Below are 18,112 nucleotides of genomic sequence, written 5' to 3'. Positions count from 1 at the left end.
TTCCAGGTTCGGTGCGGGGTGAGTCGACGAGAGGTCCGCCGGGCGCCGGACGTCGTCGTGTGCTTCCTACAGAATATCTTAGTGACATGTGAAATGTCACTGTTGTCCGGTGTGGCCGGCGTCGCCCGCCAGCCGGCCGAGCGAGATCGGAACGGCGATCGGCCGTTCGCTCACCCCCTGTAGGTCGAGCGCCGACACTGTGGCTGATCCAGAGGCCGACGCGGTCAGGCAGGCGGTGGCGTAGCCACACACCCGTCCCTGACACCATCCCATGCCGGCTCGGCTCAGCAGTTTCGCGGTCCGTGCGTCGGTCGCGCCGAGGTCGTCGACCGCGGCCCGCACCTCGCCCGCGGTCACCTCCTCGCACCGGCAGACCAGGGTGTCGTCGCCCAGCCAGCTCTGCCAGCCGTCGCGCACCGGGTGGACGGCGTGCATGGCGGCGGCGAACCGGCGCAGCGCCCGCCGGCGGCGGCGCAGCCGGGCCGGCACGGGGGCCGCGACGGCCGCCGTCCCGGCGATCTCGCCCTCGGCGACGGCCAGCGGCGCCCCGCCGACGCCGCAGGCCTCGCCGGCGACGTAGACGCCGGGCACCGACGTCCGCTGCCGCTCGTCGACCTCGACGACGAGCGAGCCGTCGGCGTCGACGCGGGTGGCGACGCCGAGCGCGAGCGGCAGCTCCAGCTGCGGCGTGAACCCCCAGCCGACCGCGACGGCGTCGCACTCGACGATCCGCTCCGAGCCGGGCACGATGCGCCACTCGCGGTCCAGCTTCGCGACGGTGACGGCCTCGACGGCCTGCTCGCCGTGCGCCGCGACGACGGCCCGGCGCGAGTGGAACGGCACCCGGTGCCGGGCCAGCGCGGCGGCGTAGCCCGCGCCCTCCGTCAGCTTGGCCGCGACCGGCAGCACCGCGGCGGTGTGCCGGGCCCAGCCGGCCGGGGCGTTGGCCTCGTACACGCCGGCGACGTGCGCGCCGCGGGCGGCCAGCCCGGCCGCCACCGGCAGCAGGAACGGCCCGGTGCCGCCGACGACGACGCGCCGGCCGACGAGCACCTCGTTGCCCTTGAGCAGGGCCTGGGCGCCCCCGGCGGTGTACACGCCCGGCAGGTCCCAGCTGCGGAATGGGACCTGCCGGTCGTACGCGCCGGGGGCGAGCACCAGGCTCCGGGCGGCCACCTCGGTCTCGGCGGTGAGGACGGCGAACCCGTCGGCTGCCGAGCCCGAGACGTTCCACACGTGCTGGCCGAAGTACCTGACCGCACCCGCGACACCGGCGACCAGCGCACGGAAGGCGCCCAGGTCGTGGTGGAGGTCCGCGACCGCGCCCAGATCGCCGGGCCGGTGCCGCCAGTACTGGCCGCCGGGCTGCCGTCCGGCGTCGATCAGGGCGACGCGCGCCCCACCCGCGAGCGCTGCCGCGGCGGCGGCCAGCCCGGCCGGGCCGGCGCCCACGACGGCGACGTCATACGGCGAGGTGGCCACGGCCGTCTCCTTCCTGGCTGCGGACGATCGAGTCCGCGTCCGCCGGCACCAGGCACGCCCGCTGATTGGGGACGTCGTCGATGGTCACCAGGCAGTCGAAGCAGATGCCGATGCCGCAGAACACGCCGCGCGGGCGGCCCTCGCGCCGGGTCGTCCGCCAGGACCGCACCCCGGCCGCGACCAGCGCCGCGCCGACGGTCTGCCCTTCGGTGAACGCGATGTCGCGCCCGTCGAACTCGAACGCCGCGCTCATGCGAACCGCTCTGGCCGGAACGGCGTCACGTCCAGCTCCGGCCGGTCGCCGTCGACGAGCTGGGCGATCAGCCGCCCGGTGGCGGCGGCCAGGCCGATCCCGGCGCCCTCGTGCCCGCACGCGTGGAAGAGGCCGGGCGCGCGCGGGTCCGCGCCGATCACCGGCAGGTGGTCGGGGCAGTACGGGCGGAAGCCGCGGTAGGCGCGGATGACCTGCACGCCGGCCAGGACGGGGAACAGCGCGACCGCCTGCGCGGCCAGCGCCCGCAGCACGCGCACGGACAGCGTGCGGTCGTAGCCGACCCGCTCACGGCTGGCGCCGATGAGGATCGGCCCGGCCTCGGTGCCCTCGACGACCGGCGACGTCTGCAGGTCGGCGTCGTCGCTGGCGACGTCGGCGACGTACTCGGCCGCGTAGACCTTGTGCCGGACGAGGCGCGGCAGCGGCTCGGTGACCAGGATGAAGCCGCGACGTGGCAGCACCGGCACGTCGACGCCGGCCAGCGAGGCGATCTCGCCGCCCCACGTCCCGGCGGCGTTGACGACGGCGCCTGCGGGCAGGTCGCCGGCCGTCGTCCGCACGCCGGTCACGCGGTCGCCGGAGCGCAGGAACCCGGTCACCTCGACGCCGGTGCGCACCCGTGCCCCCTTGGTCCGGGCCGCGCGCAGCAGCCGGGCGGCCGCCAGCATCGGCTGGACCTGCGCATCGCCGGGGTACAGCACGCCACCGGCCAGTGACGGCGTCAGGTGCGGCTCGTGCTCGGCCAGCTCGCCGGCCGGCACGACGACGGTCTCGACGCCGGCCGCGTGCTGCCGGGCCGCCAGCGCGACCAAGGCGTCGAACCCGGCCGGGGTCGACGCGACCACCAGGCCGCCCTTGGTGTCGTACTCGAACCCGCCGACCTCGACCGCGAGGTCGCGCCAGAGCGCGGACGACAGCCGGGCGAGGTCCAGCTCGGCGCCCGGCGGCTTGTCCGAGACCAGGATGTTGCCCTCGCCGGCGCCGGTCGTGCCGCCGGCCACCGAGCCGCGGTCGACGACCGTGACGGAGCGCCCGGACCGCGCGGCGTACCAGGCGGTGGCCGCGCCGACGACGCCGGCGCCGACCACCACGACGTCTGCGGTGTCAGCGGGCACCGGGCGGTCCTCCGGGGGTGAGCCCACCGGCGACGTGCGCCTCCGTCGTCTCGATGCTGCCGGGATCGTCGGCGGCCGGCGTCAGCGCGACCTCCTCGGGACGCACCTCGTGCGGCGTCAGCTTCCCGGACAGGATGTCCTCGGCGTAGTGGCAGGCCACCTTGTGCCCGGGCGCCACCAACGGCAGCTCGCGCAGTGCCGGCCGCTCGGTGTCGCACTTCGCCGCCTGCTTCCACGGGCAGCGGGTGTGGAACCGGCAGCCGGCCGGCGGGTTCGCCGGCGAGGGCAGGTCGCCCTGCAGCAGGATGCGGTTGCGCGATTCCTCGACGTTCGGGTCCGGCACCGGTACGGCGCTCATCAGCGCCCGCGTGTACGGGTGCAGCGGCTGGCCGTAGAGGTCGGCGGCCGGCGCCTGCTCGACGATGCCGCCCAGGTACATGACGGCGACGGTCTTACTGATGTGCCGGACGACGGCGAGGTCGTGCGCGATGACGACGTAGGTGAGCGAGAACCGCTCCTGCAGCTCCTTGAGCAGGTTGATCACCTGCGCCTGGATCGACACGTCCAGCGCGGACACCGGCTCGTCGGCGATGATCAGCGACGGGTTCAGGGCCAGCGCGCGGGCGATGCCGAGGCGCTGCCGCTGCCCGCCGGAGAACTCGTGCGGGTACCGGTTCACCACCGACTCGGGCAGCCCGACGACGTCGAGCAGTTCGCGGATGCGCTTGGCGTGCGCCGCCGAGCCGCCGGGGAACTTGTGCGCCCGCAGCGGCTCGGTGAGCATCGACTCCACGCTCTGCCGCGGGTCGAGGCTGGCCATCGGGTCCTGGAAGACCATCTGGAACTGGCGGCGGACGGCGCGCATCTTCCGCTCGCTGAGCGCCAGGATGTCCTGGCCGTCCAGTGTGACCGAGCCCTTGGTCGGCTCGGTCAGCCGCATGATCGCGCGGCCGAGCGTCGACTTGCCGCAGCCGGACTCGCCGACCAGCCCGAACGTCGTGCCGGCCTCGACGTCGAGGTCGACGCCGTCGACGGCCTTGACGGCGCCGACGGTGCGCTGGAACAGCGTCCCCGCCTTGATCGGGAAGTGGACCTCGAGGTCGCGGACTTGGAGCAGGCTCACCGGGCCACGTTCCCTTCGTGCAGGCTCACGTCCTGGCCGACCGGCCGCAGGCAGCGGACCGGATGCGGCACGATCGGCGTGCCGAGCTCGGTCACCGCCGGCGGCCCGGACAGGCACTCGGCCACCGCCCGCGCGCAGCGCGGCTGGAAGGCGCACCCACGGTCCCACGCGACGGTGTCGCGGGCGGAGCCGGGGATGGTGTGCAGCAGGTCGGCCGGATCGTCGTCGTCGATGCGCGGGATGGACTGCAACAGACCGTCGGTGTACGGGTGCGACGGCCGGGCGAACAGGTCCTTCGTCCCCGCCGACTCGACGATGCGGCCGGAGTACATGACGTGGACGTCGTCGCAGAGGCCGGCCACGACGCCGAGGTCGTGGGTGATCATGATCATCCCGCAGCCGCTCTCGGCCACCAGCGTGCGCAGCAGGTCCAGGATCTGCGCCTGGATGGTGACGTCGAGCGCCGTCGTCGGCTCGTCCGCGATCAGCAGCTTCGGCCGGCAGGCGATCGCGATGGCGATCATCACCCGCTGGCGCATGCCGCCGGAGAGCTGGTGCGGGTACTCGCCGAGCCGCCGGACCGGGTCGGGGATGCCGACGCGGCGCAGCAGCTGCTCGGCCTCGGCCTTCGCCTCGCCCTTGCTCAGCCCGGCGTGCCGGGTCAGCACCTCGACCAGCTGCCTGCCGTTGGTGACCACCGGGTTCAGCGACGTCATCGGGTCCTGGAAGATCATCGCGACGTCGCGGCCGCGGATGTCGCGCAGGGCGCGCTGGTCCATGTCGGTCAGCTCGTTGCCGTCCAGCGTGACGGTGCCGCCCACCTGGACGCCGCGCGACGGCAGCAGCCCCATGACGGCCAGCGACGTCACCGACTTGCCGGACCCGGACTCGCCGACGATGCCGACGGACTGGCCCGCGGCGACGTCGAAGCTGACGCCGTCGACGGCGCGCACCGGCTCCTGGCCGGATCGGGTGAACGTGACCGAGAGGTCGCGCACTTCGAGCAGGCTCATGAAGTCGTCACCGCCGGAACTTGGGGTCGAGGGCCTCGCGCAGCGACTCGCCCACCAGGGTGAAGCCGAGCGCGGCGAGGACGATGGCCAGGCCGGGGTAGATCGCCAGCATGGGCGCCGACGTCAGCGTCTCCTGCGCGTCGGTGAGCATGCGCCCCCACTCGGGCGCCGACGGGTCGCTGCCGGACAGGCCGAGGAAGGCCAGGCCGGCCGCCTCGACGATGGCCAGCGCCAGCGTCAGCGTGCCCTGCACGATGACCGGGGTGAACGAGTTCGGCAGCACGTGCCGGAACACGATCGCCGAGCGCGAGATGCCCAGCGACCGCGCCGCCAGCACGTAGTCGGCGCCACGTTGCCCGAGCATCTCGCCGCGCAGCAGCCGGGCGAAGATCGGCACGTTCACCACGGCGATCGCGATCATCACCGAGGTGAGGCTCTGGCCGAGCATCGCGGCGACGGCGATGGCGAACAGCAGGCCGGGCACCGACAGCATGATGTCGACGAAGCGCATGACGACGGTGTCGACCCAGCCGCCGAACGCGCCGGCCAGCACGCCCAGCGCGATGCCGGCGACGGCGCCCAGCGCCAGCGCGACGACGCCGATCAGCAGCGACTGCCGGGCGCCGTAGATGATCCGGGAGAACACGTCGCGGCCGAGCGGGTCGATGCCCAGCCAGTGCTCGGCGGACGGGCCCGGGTACTGGCCCGGGCGGACCTGGTCCAGCCAGGAGTTGTCTGTGGGGGAGTACGGCGCGATCAGCGGCGCGAAGATCGCGACCAGGACGAAGACGGCGATGAGCGCCATGCCCACGACCGCCATCGGGGTGCGCACCAGCCGGCGCAGCGCCTCGCGGCCCAGGCTGGACGGCGGCCGCGCGGCCGCCTCCGTCGGGGCCGGGGCCGGTCCGCCCGGCTCGCCTGCGACCACCTCGTTGACGCTCATGAGACCCTCACCCGCGGATCGAGCAACCCGTACGTCAGGTCGACGATCATGTTGATGACGACGTACACGACGGCGATGACCAGGATGAACCCCTGAATGGTCGGGAAGTCGCGTTGCACGATCGCGTCGGCCATGAACTTGCCGACGCCGGCGAACGCGAACACGGTCTCGGTGAGCACGGCGCCGGCCAGCAGGACGCCGAGCTGCAGGCCGATGACGGTCGTGACCGGCAGCATCGCGTTCTTCAGCACGTGCCGCCGGGTGATCGTGCCCGGCAGCAGGCCCTTGGCCTCGGCGGTGCGCACGTAGTCCTCGTTGACGACGTTGAGGACCGACGCCCGGGTGATGCGGACGATCACCGCGAGCGGGATCGACGCCAGCGCCAGCGCCGGCAGGATCAGGTGCTGGATGGCGTCCCAGCTGGCGCCCAGGTTCCCGGTGACGATGCCGTCGAGGACGTAGAACCCGGTGGGATGCTCCGCCCGGGCCCTCGGGTCGGCCCGGCCGGCCGTGGGCAGCCAGCCGAGCTCGACCGAGAAGGCGTACTTGAGGAGGTACGCCAGGAAGAAGATCGGGATCGTCACGCCGAGCAGCGACCCCGTCACCGCGAGGCTGTCGATCCAGGTGCCGTAGCGCCGGGCCGCCAGGTACCCGAGCGGGATCCCGACGGCGACGGCGATCAGCAGCGCCGCGAGCGCCAGCTCGATGGTGGCCGGGAACCGGCGCACCATCTCGTCGATGACCGGCTGCCCGGTCTGCAGCGACGCGCCGAAGTCGAGCCGGACGGCCCGCCCCAGGAACTGGAGGTACTGCTCCCAGAGCGGGCGGTCCAGGCCCAGCTGCGATTCGATCGCCGCGACGGCCTCCGGCGTGGCCCGTTCTCCCAGCAGTGCCTGTGCCGGACCGCCGGGAAGGGCGCGGACCCATGCGAACAGCAGGACCGACAGACCCAGCAGGATCGGGACGAGCAGGAGAAGGCGCCGGACGATGAATCTCAGCACGTGTCGATCAGCCCTCGATGTCGACCAGCTTGAAGTACTCGAGGCTGACCGGCGACGGGGTGTAGCCCGTGACATCACCGGCGAGCGCGAGCAGCGGCTGGTTGTGGACGAACGGAACGCCAGGGATGTAGTCGTACAGCAGCTGGTTGATCTCCTGGTACAGCGTCTCTCGCTCGGCCTGGTCGGTCATCCCGAGGGCCTCGTTCAGCTTGCTCTGGATGGCCGGGTCGGTGAAACCGAACTCCGGGCGATCCTGGCGGAAGAACGTGCCGACGAAGTTGTCCGGGTCGGCGTAGTCGCCGGTCCAGCCCAGCAGGTGCAGCTGGCCGAGGCCGTCGCCCTGGATGTTCTGCAGGTAGTCGGGCGTCCACGGCACCGTCTTCGGGACGATGGTGAAGCCGACGGCCTGCAGGTCGGCGGCGAAGGACTCGTACACGGCCTGCGGGTCCGGCATGTACGGCCGCGACACGTCCGACGGGTACCAGAACTCCAGCGTCAGGTTCGTCTCGCCGGACTCCTGGATCAGCTGACGGGCGAGGTCCGGGTCGTACTCGTAGCCCTCGACGCTGTCGTTGTAGCCCCACTGGTCCGGCGGGAGGAACTGGTTGGCGACGACGGCGCCCTCCGGGTACGCGGCGTCGAGCAGCCCCTGCCGGTTCAGCGCGTGCGCGATGGCCTGGCGGATCTTCTCGTTCTGGAAGATCGGCAGCTTGTTGTTGAAGCCGACGTAGCCGACGTTGAACGCCGGGCGCTCGACGACCTGGTCGCCGTTGCTCTCGATGGCGCCGATGTCGGCGGCGTTGACGCCCTCGTAGGCGTCGATCTCACCGGCCTGCAGCGCCTGGAGGCGGGCGGTCGGGTCGGCGATCGGCCGGAAGATGATCTCGTCCAGCGCGGGCGCGTCGCCCCAGTAGTCCTCGTTGCGCTCCAGGACCAGGCTCTCGCCGCGGTCCCAGCTGACGAACTCGAACGGGCCGGTACCGGCCACCACCTCGGAGCCGAAGCCGCCGCTGTAGGTGAACGAGTCGCCGGACGCGACGATGTCGGTGCCGCCCTCCTCGATCGCCTTCGGGCTGGCGATGGCGAACGCCGGGAGCACCAGGCCGGCCAGCAGCGCCGACGACGGCTCCGTCAGCGTCAGCGTGGCGGTGAGCTCGTCGGTCGCCGCGCAGGACTGGTAGCGGCTGGTGTCGGGCGCGGACTCGACCTCCTTGGTGGCGAAGCCACCGAACACCGTCTGCCAGTAGTAGGTGACGTCACCGCTCTGCGCGGGGCCGGTGAAGTTGTACCAGCGGTCGAAGTTGTAGCAGACCGCCTCGGCGTTGAACGGCTCGCCGTCGTGGAACGAGACGCCCTCGCGCAGGTTGAAGGTGTAGGTGAGGCCGTCGTCGCTGACCTCCCACTCCTCGGCCAGGCCGGGCGCCACCTCGGTCGTGCCCGGCTCGAGCTGGACGAGGGTCTCGTAGATCTGGAAGATCACCCGGAACGACTCGCCGTCCGAGACGTACGCGGCGTCGAGGGTCTTCGGGTCGTCGGACGCGCCGAAGATGAAGGTCTTCGGGTCGCCGCCGTCGTCGCTGCCGGTGTCACCCGAGCCAGAGTCGTCGCCGCCACAGGCTGCGACCAGCAGCCCTACGGCGGCGGTGAGGGCGACGAGTCGCCCTGCCTTGCGGTGCACACGCATTGGTCCTCCTTGGTTCGACATGCGACAGAGCCGAGGGGGGCGGCCGGCTCGCGGATCTGGCGTCGGGACGCTCAGTACGCTTGTGGCACCCCGGAACCCACGACCGGCACGGGTCTTCCGCGGCACCACAGAGCACAGATCTAACCATCAGAGCGGACACAGTGCGATGTGCTATTGCACTACTGTGTCCTAATCGTAACGCGGGTGAATGTCCCCTTTTGGGGGGTGAGTCCGCGCGCGGCCGGTCGTCATCAACGACTGGTGACGTCATGTGTCGCCATCGGTTGATGATCATGGACGGTCGGCCCGTGGTGGCGACGGCCGGCACCTGCGCACTTGTTCCACGTGACCGGTGACAGTACAATATTACTCTCGTTTCCCTCGTACCGGCACAGAATCACCGCATCTCGGCGTCGCTGTCCGGTGACGCCTTTTCCCGCACCTCTGGCCGAGGAGGATCTGTGTCTCCGACAGACGCTGGCAGCCGACCGCGAGGCCTGACGGCAGTCGCGGATGGATCGTCGCGACACGTCCGCCGGGCGCGGGCGCTGCTGATCGCCGTGGCCGCGTCCGCGCTGCTGTTCCCGCAGCTCGCCGGCGCCGAGAGCGCCGGCCCGTCGCAGGCTCCGCCGCTCGTCCCGATCGACCCGCAGGACTGGGACAACCAGTACGACCTCACCTGGGACGACTTCGTCCCGGTGCCGGGCGTCGACTGGACCGACCCGGATCGCGAGCCCACCGTCGACACCTGGCGGGCGGCGCTCGTCCTGGTCGACTACCCGAACATGGACTTCCAGATCAGCCAGCCGGAGGGGTCCACGATCTTCGGCACCCCGATCGGCGTCGGCGACGTCCCGCGCGCGGACGTCCCGCGGTTCTACGCCGGACTGCTCAACGAGCCGAGCGACCTCAACCACCGGCAGACGCTGAACTCGTACTGGATGGAGGACTCCTACGGCCAGTACGGCGTGGACGTCGACGCGTTCGGGCCGTTCCGGATGCCGCGCAACCACTTCGAGTACGGCAACTCCCCGTACGGCAACGCCGCCAGCTGCCCGCCCGACTTCACCTGCAACGGCAACTACACCCGCGACGCCCGCGCGCTGTACGAGGCGAACGTGCCGCCGGAAGTGCGCAGCCAGTACGACCTGATCTTCTTCATGGGCGCCGGCCTGGACGAGTCCACCGCCTGGCAGGTGTTCGGCGAGATGATGTTCGACTCGCCCGAGGACGTGCCGGACGAGTTCGGCCCGCCGGCCGAGTTCGACCCCGACGGCGTCATGACGAACTGGATGCCGACCCGCTACATCCCGTGGACGTCGTGGGCGGCCGGTTCGTTCACGTGGGCCAGCGCCGGCGGCGGCAGCGGCAACATGTCGGAGTCGTCGGGCACCGCCGGGTTCGCGCACGAGTTCACCCACATCCTGGGCCTCGGCGACAACTACAACGGCGCCTTCGCGGTGCCGGCCCAGCGGACCTTCACCGGCCAGTGGGACATGATGAGCCAGGGCTCCTGGAACGGGCCGACCGGCATGCACACCCGCTGGAAGGTCCCGGCCGACGGCGGCTCGACGGTCGGGCCGCACCACAGCATCCGCAACAAGCTCGAGCTGGGCCTCATCGACACCGACGACATCGTCGATCTCAGCCGCGACGGGCTGGCGTCGTCCGGCGTCGTGGTCGCGAAGGTGCGGGCGCGAGCGGCCGGTCCGGACGAGGACGAGCTGCTGGGCGTGCGCATCCGGCTCGACGGCGCCGCACCGGTGGATCGCACGCCGTCGTGCCACCCGTCGACCGCCGGCCCGGAATGCATGGGCCAGGCCGACTACACGAACTACACGCTCGAGGTCGTGCAGCAACTCGGCGTCGACTCGTACACGCCCGGCAACGGTGTGCTGATCTACAAGAACAAGGACCGTGGCAGCAACTGCGGCACGGCCACCTGCTTCTCGTGGCTGATCGACCCCAACCCCGACGACATCGGGATGGTCGACTTCTACCAGCCCGACGGCACGCCGCGGATGGTCGTCACCGGCGACCCGCGCCAGGTCAACGACGCGACGTTCAACGCCGGCACGCACTCGGGCACGTCCTACGAGTGGGTCGACGAGGACAACCGGCTGCACTTCTACGTGGTCGGCGTCGAGGAGGACGCGGACGGCGTGCGGACGTACACCGTCGCCGTCCGCTCGCTCGACGGCGCCGGCCCGCAGCGGCGGGGCGTCGCTCTGGACACCGGCGTGCCCGGCCGGCACACCCCCGGCAAGGCGGCCACCTGCACGTTCCCGCTGGAGAACACCGGCGAGACGGCGCCGGTCGACGCGGCGGCGCACCCGGGCGACGTCACGGACGAGGTGGCGGCCGACGTGTACCGGCTGTCGGTGACGTCGTCCGGCGCCGGCTGGGACGCCGAGCTGTACAACGAGCTGGCCGCGAGCCCGTTCGGCGGCGCCGTCGAGGTGCCGGTGTACGTCACCCGCACCCCGGGGGCGGTCCGGTCGACCACCGTCACGCTCACCGCCACCTCGGAGAGCGACCCGACCGCGACGGCCACCTGCGTGGTCGACGTCGCCGCCACGACCGTGCGGCGCTGACCCGTCGTCCGGACGTGACGAGCAATGTGCAATGTCGTATTTTATCCACCGGGCACGACGTTGGGAGAGCGCATGCGTAGAGGGCTCAGCAGGACGAGCGGCGCGAGGCGGTGGCGGCTGGGACTTGCCGCGGCCGCGGTCACGACGCTCGTCGTCGGTGTGGCGAGTGCGGGGCAGGCGGCTCCGCCGGACTTCGAGGTCCAGCCGATCGATCCGCAGAACTGGCAGAACCAGTACGACATGACCTGGGACGACTGGACCGACATCCCGGGCACCGAGTGGAACGACCCGGACGCGAAGCCGAGCGAGCGTGGCCTGCGCATCGCGCTGGTGGCGGTGGACTTCCCGGACCAGCCGTTCGTCATGACGCAGGAGAAGCAGAGCGACCTGTTCGGCAACCCGCAGATCGACCCGATCTCGCGGGACGAGGTGCCGCAGTTCTACCACGACTTCTACATGGTCCCGAACGAGTACAACCACGGCCGCACCATCCAGGAGTACTGGATGGAGCAGAGCCGCGGGAAGCTCGGCGTCGAAGAGATGGACGTCTTCGGCGCGTACCAGGTGCCACGCAACCTGTTCGAGTACGGCCTGAACGAGTGGGGTCAGCAGTCGGCCTGTCCCGAGGGCTTCACCTGCAACGGGAACCTCGACCGCGACGTCGACACGGTCTGGAAGGCCGACCTGGCCGAGAAGGGCGTCCCGTGCCCGGACAGCCGCTGCGGCTACGACGTCATCCTGCGGGTCTACGCCGGCTACGACGAGACCAGCATCTGGCAGGAGTACGGCGAGATGATGTTCGACACCAAGGAGGACATCCCGGACGAGTGGGGCCCGCCGGCGTCGGTGGACCCCGACAACGAGATGCCGAACTGGGCGCCGACGCGCTACGTCGAGTGGACCTCGTGGCGGGCCGCGGCCCAGCAGTGGGGCCTCTCGTCGATCCGTCAGGCGGAGAGCTCGGGCACCATCACGCACGAGATGGGGCACTTCTTCTTCCGCATCGGCGACAACAACAACAACCCGTTCTCGGACCGCGCGAACCCGCCGCAGCCGTTCCACCGGGTCGGCTCGGCGCCGTGGGACATGATGGACCGCGGCTCGTTCAACGGCCCCGGCGGTCACCACATGCGCTGGGTCGTGCCGCCGAACATGGGTGGCTGGTCGCCGTCGGGCCTCATGGTCCGCAACAAGATCCACGCGGGCATCCTGCCGGCGGACAACCTGCTCGACCTCAGCCGTGAGGCGCTGGCCGACACCGGCGTCGTCGTCGGCGAGGTGACTGCGCGCGCCGTCGACCCCGGCGCCGAGGGCACGTCGGGCGTGAAGATCCGCCTGGACGGGGAGGGCCGTCCGGACCGCACGCCGGCCTGTGACATCAACACCGACCCGTTCTGCCACGGCAACACCGGCTGGGACCACTACACGCTGGAGGTCGTCGACCAGATGGGGTTCGACTCGTTCAACCCCGACAGCGGCGTGATCATCTCCAAGAACAAGACCAACGAGGACCGCAACAGCACCTGCGGCTACGGCTGCTTCAACTGGGTCATCGACGCCAACCCGGACGACATCGGGCTGGTCGACTTCTACAAGCCGGACGGCACGCCCATCATGGCGTCGATCGCCGACCACCGGCAGCTCAACGACGCCGCGTTCCACGCCGGCCTGAACTCGGGCTCGGAGTACGAGTACGTCGACGAGGCCAACCGGCTGCACTTCTACGTCATCGACATCGAGCGCGACGACGACAGCGTGTTGTCGTACACGTTGGCGGTGCGGTCGCTGGACGGCGACGGTTCGCAGGACCGGGGGGTGGAGCTGGGCGACGGCGAGGTGTCCGGGATCCGGGCCAGCCAGGCCGCCCAGTGCACGTTCCCGCTGACCAACACCGGCGAGGAGGCGACGAACCCGGCCGGCCACGCCAGCGACGTCAGCGGCAAGGCCGACAACGACGTGTTCCGGCTCTCGGTCGAGTCCAGCGGCAAGGGCTGGACGGCCGAACTCGACAACGCCCTCACCACGGCCCGTGCCGGTGAGACCGTCGAGGTCCCGGTCTACGTCACCCGCGAGACGCCGGCCGCACGGAACACCACGGTCACCCTCACCGCGACGTCGGAGAGCGACCCGTCGGCCACCCAGCAGATCACCTGCACGGTGGCCGTGAAGGACACCAACCCCCGGCGGTGACGCCGGTCGTCCGCATCCCATGACGGCCGCCCGGGCCTGTCCGCGAGACAGGCCCGGGCGGTTCGTGAAGGAGCACCCATGAGATTCCGCCGAACTCTTCGTGCCGCCAGTCTCACGTTCGCCGCCGCGGCCCTCGTGCTCGGAATGTCCGCCGGGGCGGTACAGGCCGATCCGCCGGACTACGTCGTCGAGCCGATCGACCCGCAGAACTGGCAGAACCAGTACGACCTGACCTGGGACGACTGGACCGACATCCCGGGCACCGAGTGGAACGACCCCGACGTCAAGCCGAGCGAGCGCGGCCTGCGCATCGCCCTCGTCGCGGTCGACTTCAAGGACATCCCGTTCGTCATCACCCAGCCGAAGGGGTCGGACCCGTTCGGCAACCCGCAGATCGACCCGATCGCGCGTGCGGACGTCCCGGACTTCTACCGCGACTACTACCTGGAGCCGAACGAGTACAACCACGGCCGCACCATCCACGAGTACTGGATGGAGCAGAGCCGCGGCCGGCTCGGCGTCGACGAGATGGACACCTTCGGCCCGTACACGCTGCCGCGCAACCAGTTCGAGTACGGCCTCAACGAGAGCTGGATCCGCAACGCGCCGGGCGAGCACTGCCCCGAGGGCTACACCTGCAACGGCAACGTCGAGGGCGACACCGACAACCTGTGGCGGGCCGACCTCGCCGAGCAGGGCACGCCCTGCGTGGGCAGCCGGTGCGGTTACGACGTCGTGCTGCGGGTCTACGCCGGCTACGACCAGACCTCGGTCTGGCAGGAGTTCGGCGAGATGATGTTCGACTCCAAGGAGGACGTGCCGGACGAGTGGGGCCCGCCGGAGTGGCTGGACCCGGACGACTCGATGCCGAACTGGGCGCCCACCCGCTACGTCGAGTGGACCTCGTGGCTGGCGTCGTCGCAGCGCTGGGGCAGCGCCTCGATCCGTCAGGCGGAGAGCTCGGGCACCATCACGCACGAGATGGGGCACTTCTTCTTCAGCATCGGCGACAACAACAACAATCCGTTCTCGGACCGGCAGAGTCCGCCGTCGCCGTTCCACCGGGTGGGATCCGCGCCGTGGGACATGATGGACCGCGGCTCGTTCAACGGTCCCGGTGGCCACCACCTGCGGTGGGTGGTGCCGCCGAACATGGGCGGGTGGTCGCCGGCCGGCCTGATGGTGCGCAACAAGATGCTGGCCGGCATCGCCGACAACCTGGTGGAGCTCAGCCGGGAGAACCTGGCGAACACCGGCGTCTATGTCGACCGGGTGACGGCGCGCGCCGTCGACGCGGGCGAGGACGGCACGTCGGGCGTCCGGATCAGGCTGGACGGCGCCGGTCGCCCCGACCGCACCCCCGACTGCAACGCCGACACCGACCCGTTCTGCCACACCGACCCGGACAACAACGGCAACACCGGGTGGGACGACTACACCGTCGAGGTCGTCGACCGGATGGGCTTCGACTCGTTCACGCCGGACAGCGGCGTCATGATCGCGAAGAACAAGCAGCGCGGCTCGAACACCTGCGGCTACAGCTGCTTCAACTGGACCATCGACGCCAACCCCGACGACATCGGGCTGGTCGACTTCTACCGCCCCGACGGCACCCCCGTCATGGCGTCGATCGCCGACCACCGCCAGCTCAACGACGCCCTCTTCCACGCCGGCACGAACTCCGGCTCGGAGTACGAGTACGTCGACGAGCACAACCGGCTGCACTTCTACGTCATCGACATGGAGCGCGACGAGGAGGGCGTGCTGTCGTACGACCTCGCGGTGCGGTCGCTGGACGGCGACGGTGCGCAGGACCGCGGGGTGTCGGTGGGTGCGGCCGAGGTCACGGGTCTGCGGACCAGCCAGGCGGCGCAGTGCACGTTCCCGCTGACGAACACCGGCTCGGCCGCGACGAACACCGCGGGCCACCCGACCGACGTCGCGTCGAAGCTGGACAACGACGTGTACCGGCTGTCGGTGGCGTCCAGCGGCAAGGGCTGGACGGCGCGGCTGGACAACGCGCTCACCACGGCGCGGGCCGGCGACACCGTCGAGGTGCCGGTGTACGTCACCCGCGAGACGCCGGCGGCGCGCGAGACCACGGTCACGCTCACCGCGACGTCGGAAAGCGACCCGGCGGCCACCCGGTCCGTCACCTGTACGGTTGCGGTCCAGGACACCAACCCGCGCCGCTGATCTCGAGTGGGCACCCGGGCGGCGGCGCCGTGTTTCCGCGCCGCTGCCCGGGCTCCCGGGGAGGGGACTCATCCCGTGCTACGTCTGCGTGGCCGTGCGGCGCTCGCCGTCGCCGTTCTGATCCCGGTGCTGGCCGGGTGCTCGGGCTCGTCCGACGATGCGTCCGGTTCCGGCACCGAGGCCGGCGTCGTCCGGGTGCTCATCCCGGACGGCAACCTGCGCCGGCTCGGCGAGCCGTGCAACGGGGCGGGCGCGTTCCGCTCCGTCCACGCCGAGGCGACCTTCACCGTCGAGGACGGTGACGGCGTCGAGGTGGCGCGCGGCGAACTGCCGAGCGGCACCGCGGAGCAGATGATGGACGTCTCGTTCCGCGAGGGCATGCGGCAGCCCACGATGTGCGTCATGGACGTCGACGTCGAAGGGCTGACCACGCCGGACGGCTACGAGTTCGTCGTCGGCGACGGCTTCGCCGTGCCGATCGAGCCGAGCGACGACGCGGAACTGATCGGAGAGGTGTTGATCTCGTGAGGCGTGTCGTAGTGGCGGTCGTGGCCGCTGTGCTGGCCCTGGCCGGGTGCTCCGGGTCGGACGACCCGGCCGCGGTGTCGTTCGAGCTGCCCGGCGAGGTGCCCAGCGACGTGACGTTCATCGACGCGCCTTCGGATGCGCCGGCGGCGCCGTCGTTCGAGTTGGAGCTGCTCGACGGCAGCACCCTCGACCTCGCGGAGCAGTGGGAGCAGCGGCCGGTCGTGCTGGTGTTCTTCGAGTCGTTCTGCGAGCTGTGCACGCAGCAGCAGGCCGACATCACCGCGCTGAGCGAGGAGTACCGCGACGCCGTCCTGTTCGTCGGCGTCGGCAGCGCGACCAGCGAGGACGACGCCGCCGAGTACGTGCGCGAGCACGACATCGCGTACCCGGTCGGGCTGGACCCGGTCGGCGAGGTGTTCCGGCGCTACGGTGTCGACGAGCCGCCGCTGGTGGCGTTGATCGCGCGCGGCGGGCAGCTGGTGCGCGGCTGGCCGGGCGGCGTGGAGGACCTCGGCAGCCAGCTGACGGAGTTCGTCGTCGCCCGGTGACGTATTCATCCCTTTCATCCCGGTAGCATGTGATATGTTACTGCGCGGGCGGAGGTGATCATGGAACTCTCGATGCAGCAGATCCTGGAGAGCCTGGCGCAGCGGGTCGCGCGGCCGGCCGTGCTCGAAGACCGGTACATGCGGCTGCTCGCGTTCAGCTCGCACGACCAGCCGATCGACGACGTCCGCGAAGATTCCATCCTGCGCCGGCACGCCTCGTCCGAGGTGCGCGGCTGGCTGAAGCGGTTCGGGTTGCCGAACCTGCGCCGGCCGCTGCGGCTGCCGGCCAACCCCGAACTGCACATGCTGCCGCGGATCTGCGTCCCCGTCGTCTACCGCGGCAAGCTGCTCGGCCACCTCTGGTTCGTCGACGCCGACGGCAGCATGAGCGACGCCGACCTCGACGCGTGCGTGCAGGGCGCGGCCGAGCTGGGCGAGTGGCTGCACCGCGAGAGCGTGGCCAGCCTGTTCTCGTCCGCCCGGCTGGCCGACACCATGCACATGCTGCTGAGCAGCTCGCCGATGAGCGCCCAGGCCGCTCGCAGCCTCATCGACGCCGGCTACATGCCCGACCGCGACGGCGTCGTCGCCGTGGTGCTGCAGGGCGTGCCGCGCCGCTCCTCCGCCGTCGACATCGAGGACGCCCTCGCCCAGGCCGTCGCCGACTTCCGCCGCGTGGTCCGGCGCGGCCAGGCGCTGGACCTGATCAGCCGCGACCACGCCGTCCTGCTGCTGTCCTGCACCGGCGACCACGACATCTACGTCGACGAACGGGTCGAAGGGCTGGTCGAGCTGACCCGGACCGCGTTGGCCGGCGCCGGGTCCGACGCCGCGCTGGTCGTCGGTGTCGGCAGCCGCCGCGACGTTCTCGAGGACGCGTATGCCTCCTTCCGCGAGGCCCGCATGTCCGCCGACGCCGCTCGCCTGCTCCCGGGCCTCGGCGACGTCGTCCACTGGTCCCGGCTCGGCATCCACCAGATCGTCGTCAAGCTGGCGTCGCTCGGCGAGGAGGTGCCGACGGTCCATCCCGGCCTCGGCCACCTGCTCGACGACCCCGACGCGTTGCCGCTGCTGGAGACCCTCGAGACCTACCTCGACGTCGCCGGCAACGCCCAGCTCACCGCCGAGCGCCTCAACCTGCACCGGACGTCGCTGTACTATCGGCTGCAGCGGCTGGAGCAGCTCGCCCACACCAACCTCAAGAGCGGCGCCGAGCGGCTGGCCCTGCACCTGTCGCTCAAGGTGGCCCGGATGACCGGCCAGTACGCGCCCCGCCAGGCCGGCCCGGCCGACGCCGCCGTCCCCGCCGGCGCCACCGGCACCGACAACGTCACGCCCTTCCCCACGGTGGCCTCCCGCTAGCGCTGCTAGGTTTCCCAAACTCTGAGGTTGATCTTGAGTTTCAGGCGGCCGTTCCCAGT

The 18,112-nt window shown here is 71.2% G+C and carries 14 protein-coding genes; 6 read left to right on the top strand and 8 right to left on the bottom strand.

Translation table 11 applies throughout. The features are described from left to right. Positions 1–96 precede the first annotated feature (96 nt). From ACW62_RS29435 to ACW62_RS29400, 8 genes are read right to left on the bottom strand one after another with little or no spacing between them, the layout of a single operon-like run. Positions 97–1,482, bottom strand: coding sequence for an FAD/NAD(P)-dependent oxidoreductase (locus tag ACW62_RS29435; RefSeq protein ID WP_053207697.1), 1,386 nt, complete (start codon positions 1,480–1,482; stop codon positions 97–99). Beyond that, positions 1,463–1,735, bottom strand: a complete 273-nt coding sequence (locus tag ACW62_RS29430) for a (2Fe-2S)-binding protein (protein ID WP_053207696.1) — start codon at positions 1,733–1,735, stop codon at positions 1,463–1,465. Before ACW62_RS29430 ends, ACW62_RS29435 begins: the two co-directional genes overlap by 20 nt. Further along, the gene (locus ACW62_RS29425) at positions 1,732–2,871 is read right to left on the bottom strand and encodes an NAD(P)/FAD-dependent oxidoreductase (protein ID WP_053207732.1); all 1,140 of its coding nucleotides are present in this window, start codon (positions 2,869–2,871) and stop codon (positions 1,732–1,734) included. Before ACW62_RS29425 ends, ACW62_RS29430 begins: the two co-directional genes overlap by 4 nt. Further along, complete coding sequence (locus tag ACW62_RS29420; RefSeq protein WP_053207695.1) at positions 2,861–3,994, bottom strand: ABC transporter ATP-binding protein; 1,134 nt, start codon at positions 3,992–3,994, stop codon at positions 2,861–2,863. The genes ACW62_RS29425 and ACW62_RS29420 overlap by 11 nt, the downstream gene beginning before the upstream one ends. After that, on the bottom strand, positions 3,991–5,007 hold the full coding sequence (locus tag ACW62_RS29415) for an ABC transporter ATP-binding protein (protein ID WP_053207694.1): 1,017 nt from the start codon (positions 5,005–5,007) through the stop codon (positions 3,991–3,993). Before ACW62_RS29415 ends, ACW62_RS29420 begins: the two co-directional genes overlap by 4 nt. A gap of 7 nt (positions 5,008–5,014) precedes the next feature. Continuing rightward, on the bottom strand, positions 5,015–5,950 hold the full coding sequence (locus ACW62_RS29410) for an ABC transporter permease (protein WP_053207693.1): 936 nt from the start codon (positions 5,948–5,950) through the stop codon (positions 5,015–5,017). Beyond that, complete coding sequence (locus tag ACW62_RS29405) at positions 5,947–6,951, bottom strand: ABC transporter permease (RefSeq protein ID WP_053207692.1); 1,005 nt, start codon at positions 6,949–6,951, stop codon at positions 5,947–5,949. Before ACW62_RS29405 ends, ACW62_RS29410 begins: the two co-directional genes overlap by 4 nt. 7 nt (positions 6,952–6,958) lie before the next feature. Further along, complete coding sequence (locus tag ACW62_RS29400) at positions 6,959–8,635, bottom strand: ABC transporter substrate-binding protein (protein ID WP_053207691.1); 1,677 nt, start codon at positions 8,633–8,635, stop codon at positions 6,959–6,961. Positions 8,636–9,096: 461 nt separating this feature from the next. Here ACW62_RS29400 and ACW62_RS29395 point away from each other — a divergent pair, with 461 nt between their 5' ends. The 6 genes from ACW62_RS29395 to ACW62_RS29370 all read left to right on the top strand — a co-directional run bounded on the left by ACW62_RS29395 (position 9,097) and on the right by ACW62_RS29370 (position 18,053). Continuing rightward, entirely contained in the window at positions 9,097–11,229 is a 2,133-nt protein-coding gene (locus ACW62_RS29395; protein WP_205629683.1) for a M6 family metalloprotease domain-containing protein, read from the top strand. 72 nt (positions 11,230–11,301) lie between these two features. Continuing rightward, a complete protein-coding gene (locus ACW62_RS29390) occupies positions 11,302–13,419 on the top strand; it encodes a metallopeptidase domain-containing protein (protein WP_157575068.1) in 2,118 nt (705 codons plus the stop codon). Between the two features lie 78 nt (positions 13,420–13,497). Then, the gene (locus ACW62_RS29385; RefSeq protein WP_205629682.1) at positions 13,498–15,615 is read left to right on the top strand and encodes a metallopeptidase domain-containing protein; all 2,118 of its coding nucleotides are present in this window, start codon (positions 13,498–13,500) and stop codon (positions 15,613–15,615) included. A gap of 75 nt (positions 15,616–15,690) precedes the next feature. Beyond that, complete coding sequence (locus ACW62_RS34910) at positions 15,691–16,143, top strand: hypothetical protein (RefSeq protein WP_053207687.1); 453 nt, start codon at positions 15,691–15,693, stop codon at positions 16,141–16,143. After that, positions 16,140–16,691: a peroxiredoxin family protein gene (locus tag ACW62_RS29375; protein ID WP_169792155.1), complete on the top strand. Its 552-nt coding sequence runs from the start codon at positions 16,140–16,142 to the stop codon at positions 16,689–16,691. The genes ACW62_RS34910 and ACW62_RS29375 overlap by 4 nt, the downstream gene beginning before the upstream one ends. Positions 16,692–16,751: 60 nt before the next feature. Next, a complete protein-coding gene (locus ACW62_RS29370; protein ID WP_157575066.1) occupies positions 16,752–18,053 on the top strand; it encodes a PucR family transcriptional regulator in 1,302 nt (433 codons plus the stop codon). Positions 18,054–18,112: the final 59 nt, after the last annotated feature.

The organism is Jiangella muralis, from assembly GCF_001270745.1.
GTDB classification, from domain to species: domain Bacteria; phylum Actinomycetota; class Actinomycetes; order Jiangellales; family Jiangellaceae; genus Jiangella; species Jiangella muralis.
The sequence above is the reverse complement of the archived record's forward strand: the minus strand, read 5'-3'. Positions and strand labels throughout refer to the sequence as shown.

Bases quoted from the DNA above. Each gene is read 5' to 3' on its own strand.
- ACW62_RS29415 (WP_053207694.1), bottom strand. From the start codon at position 5,007: ATGAGCCTGCTCGAAGTGCGCGACCTCTCGGTCACGTTCACCCGATCC.
- ACW62_RS29385 (WP_205629682.1), top strand. From the start codon at position 13,498: ATGAGATTCCGCCGAACTCTTCGTGCCGCCAGTCTCACGTTCGCCGCC.
- ACW62_RS29390 (WP_157575068.1), top strand. From the start codon at position 11,302: ATGCGTAGAGGGCTCAGCAGGACGAGCGGCGCGAGGCGGTGGCGGCTG.
- ACW62_RS29430 (WP_053207696.1), bottom strand. From the start codon at position 1,735: ATGAGCGCGGCGTTCGAGTTCGACGGGCGCGACATCGCGTTCACCGAA.
- ACW62_RS29400 (WP_053207691.1), bottom strand. From the start codon at position 8,635: ATGCGTGTGCACCGCAAGGCAGGGCGACTCGTCGCCCTCACCGCCGCC.
- ACW62_RS29410 (WP_053207693.1), bottom strand. From the start codon at position 5,950: ATGAGCGTCAACGAGGTGGTCGCAGGCGAGCCGGGCGGACCGGCCCCG.
- ACW62_RS29370 (WP_157575066.1), top strand. From the start codon at position 16,752: ATGGAACTCTCGATGCAGCAGATCCTGGAGAGCCTGGCGCAGCGGGTC.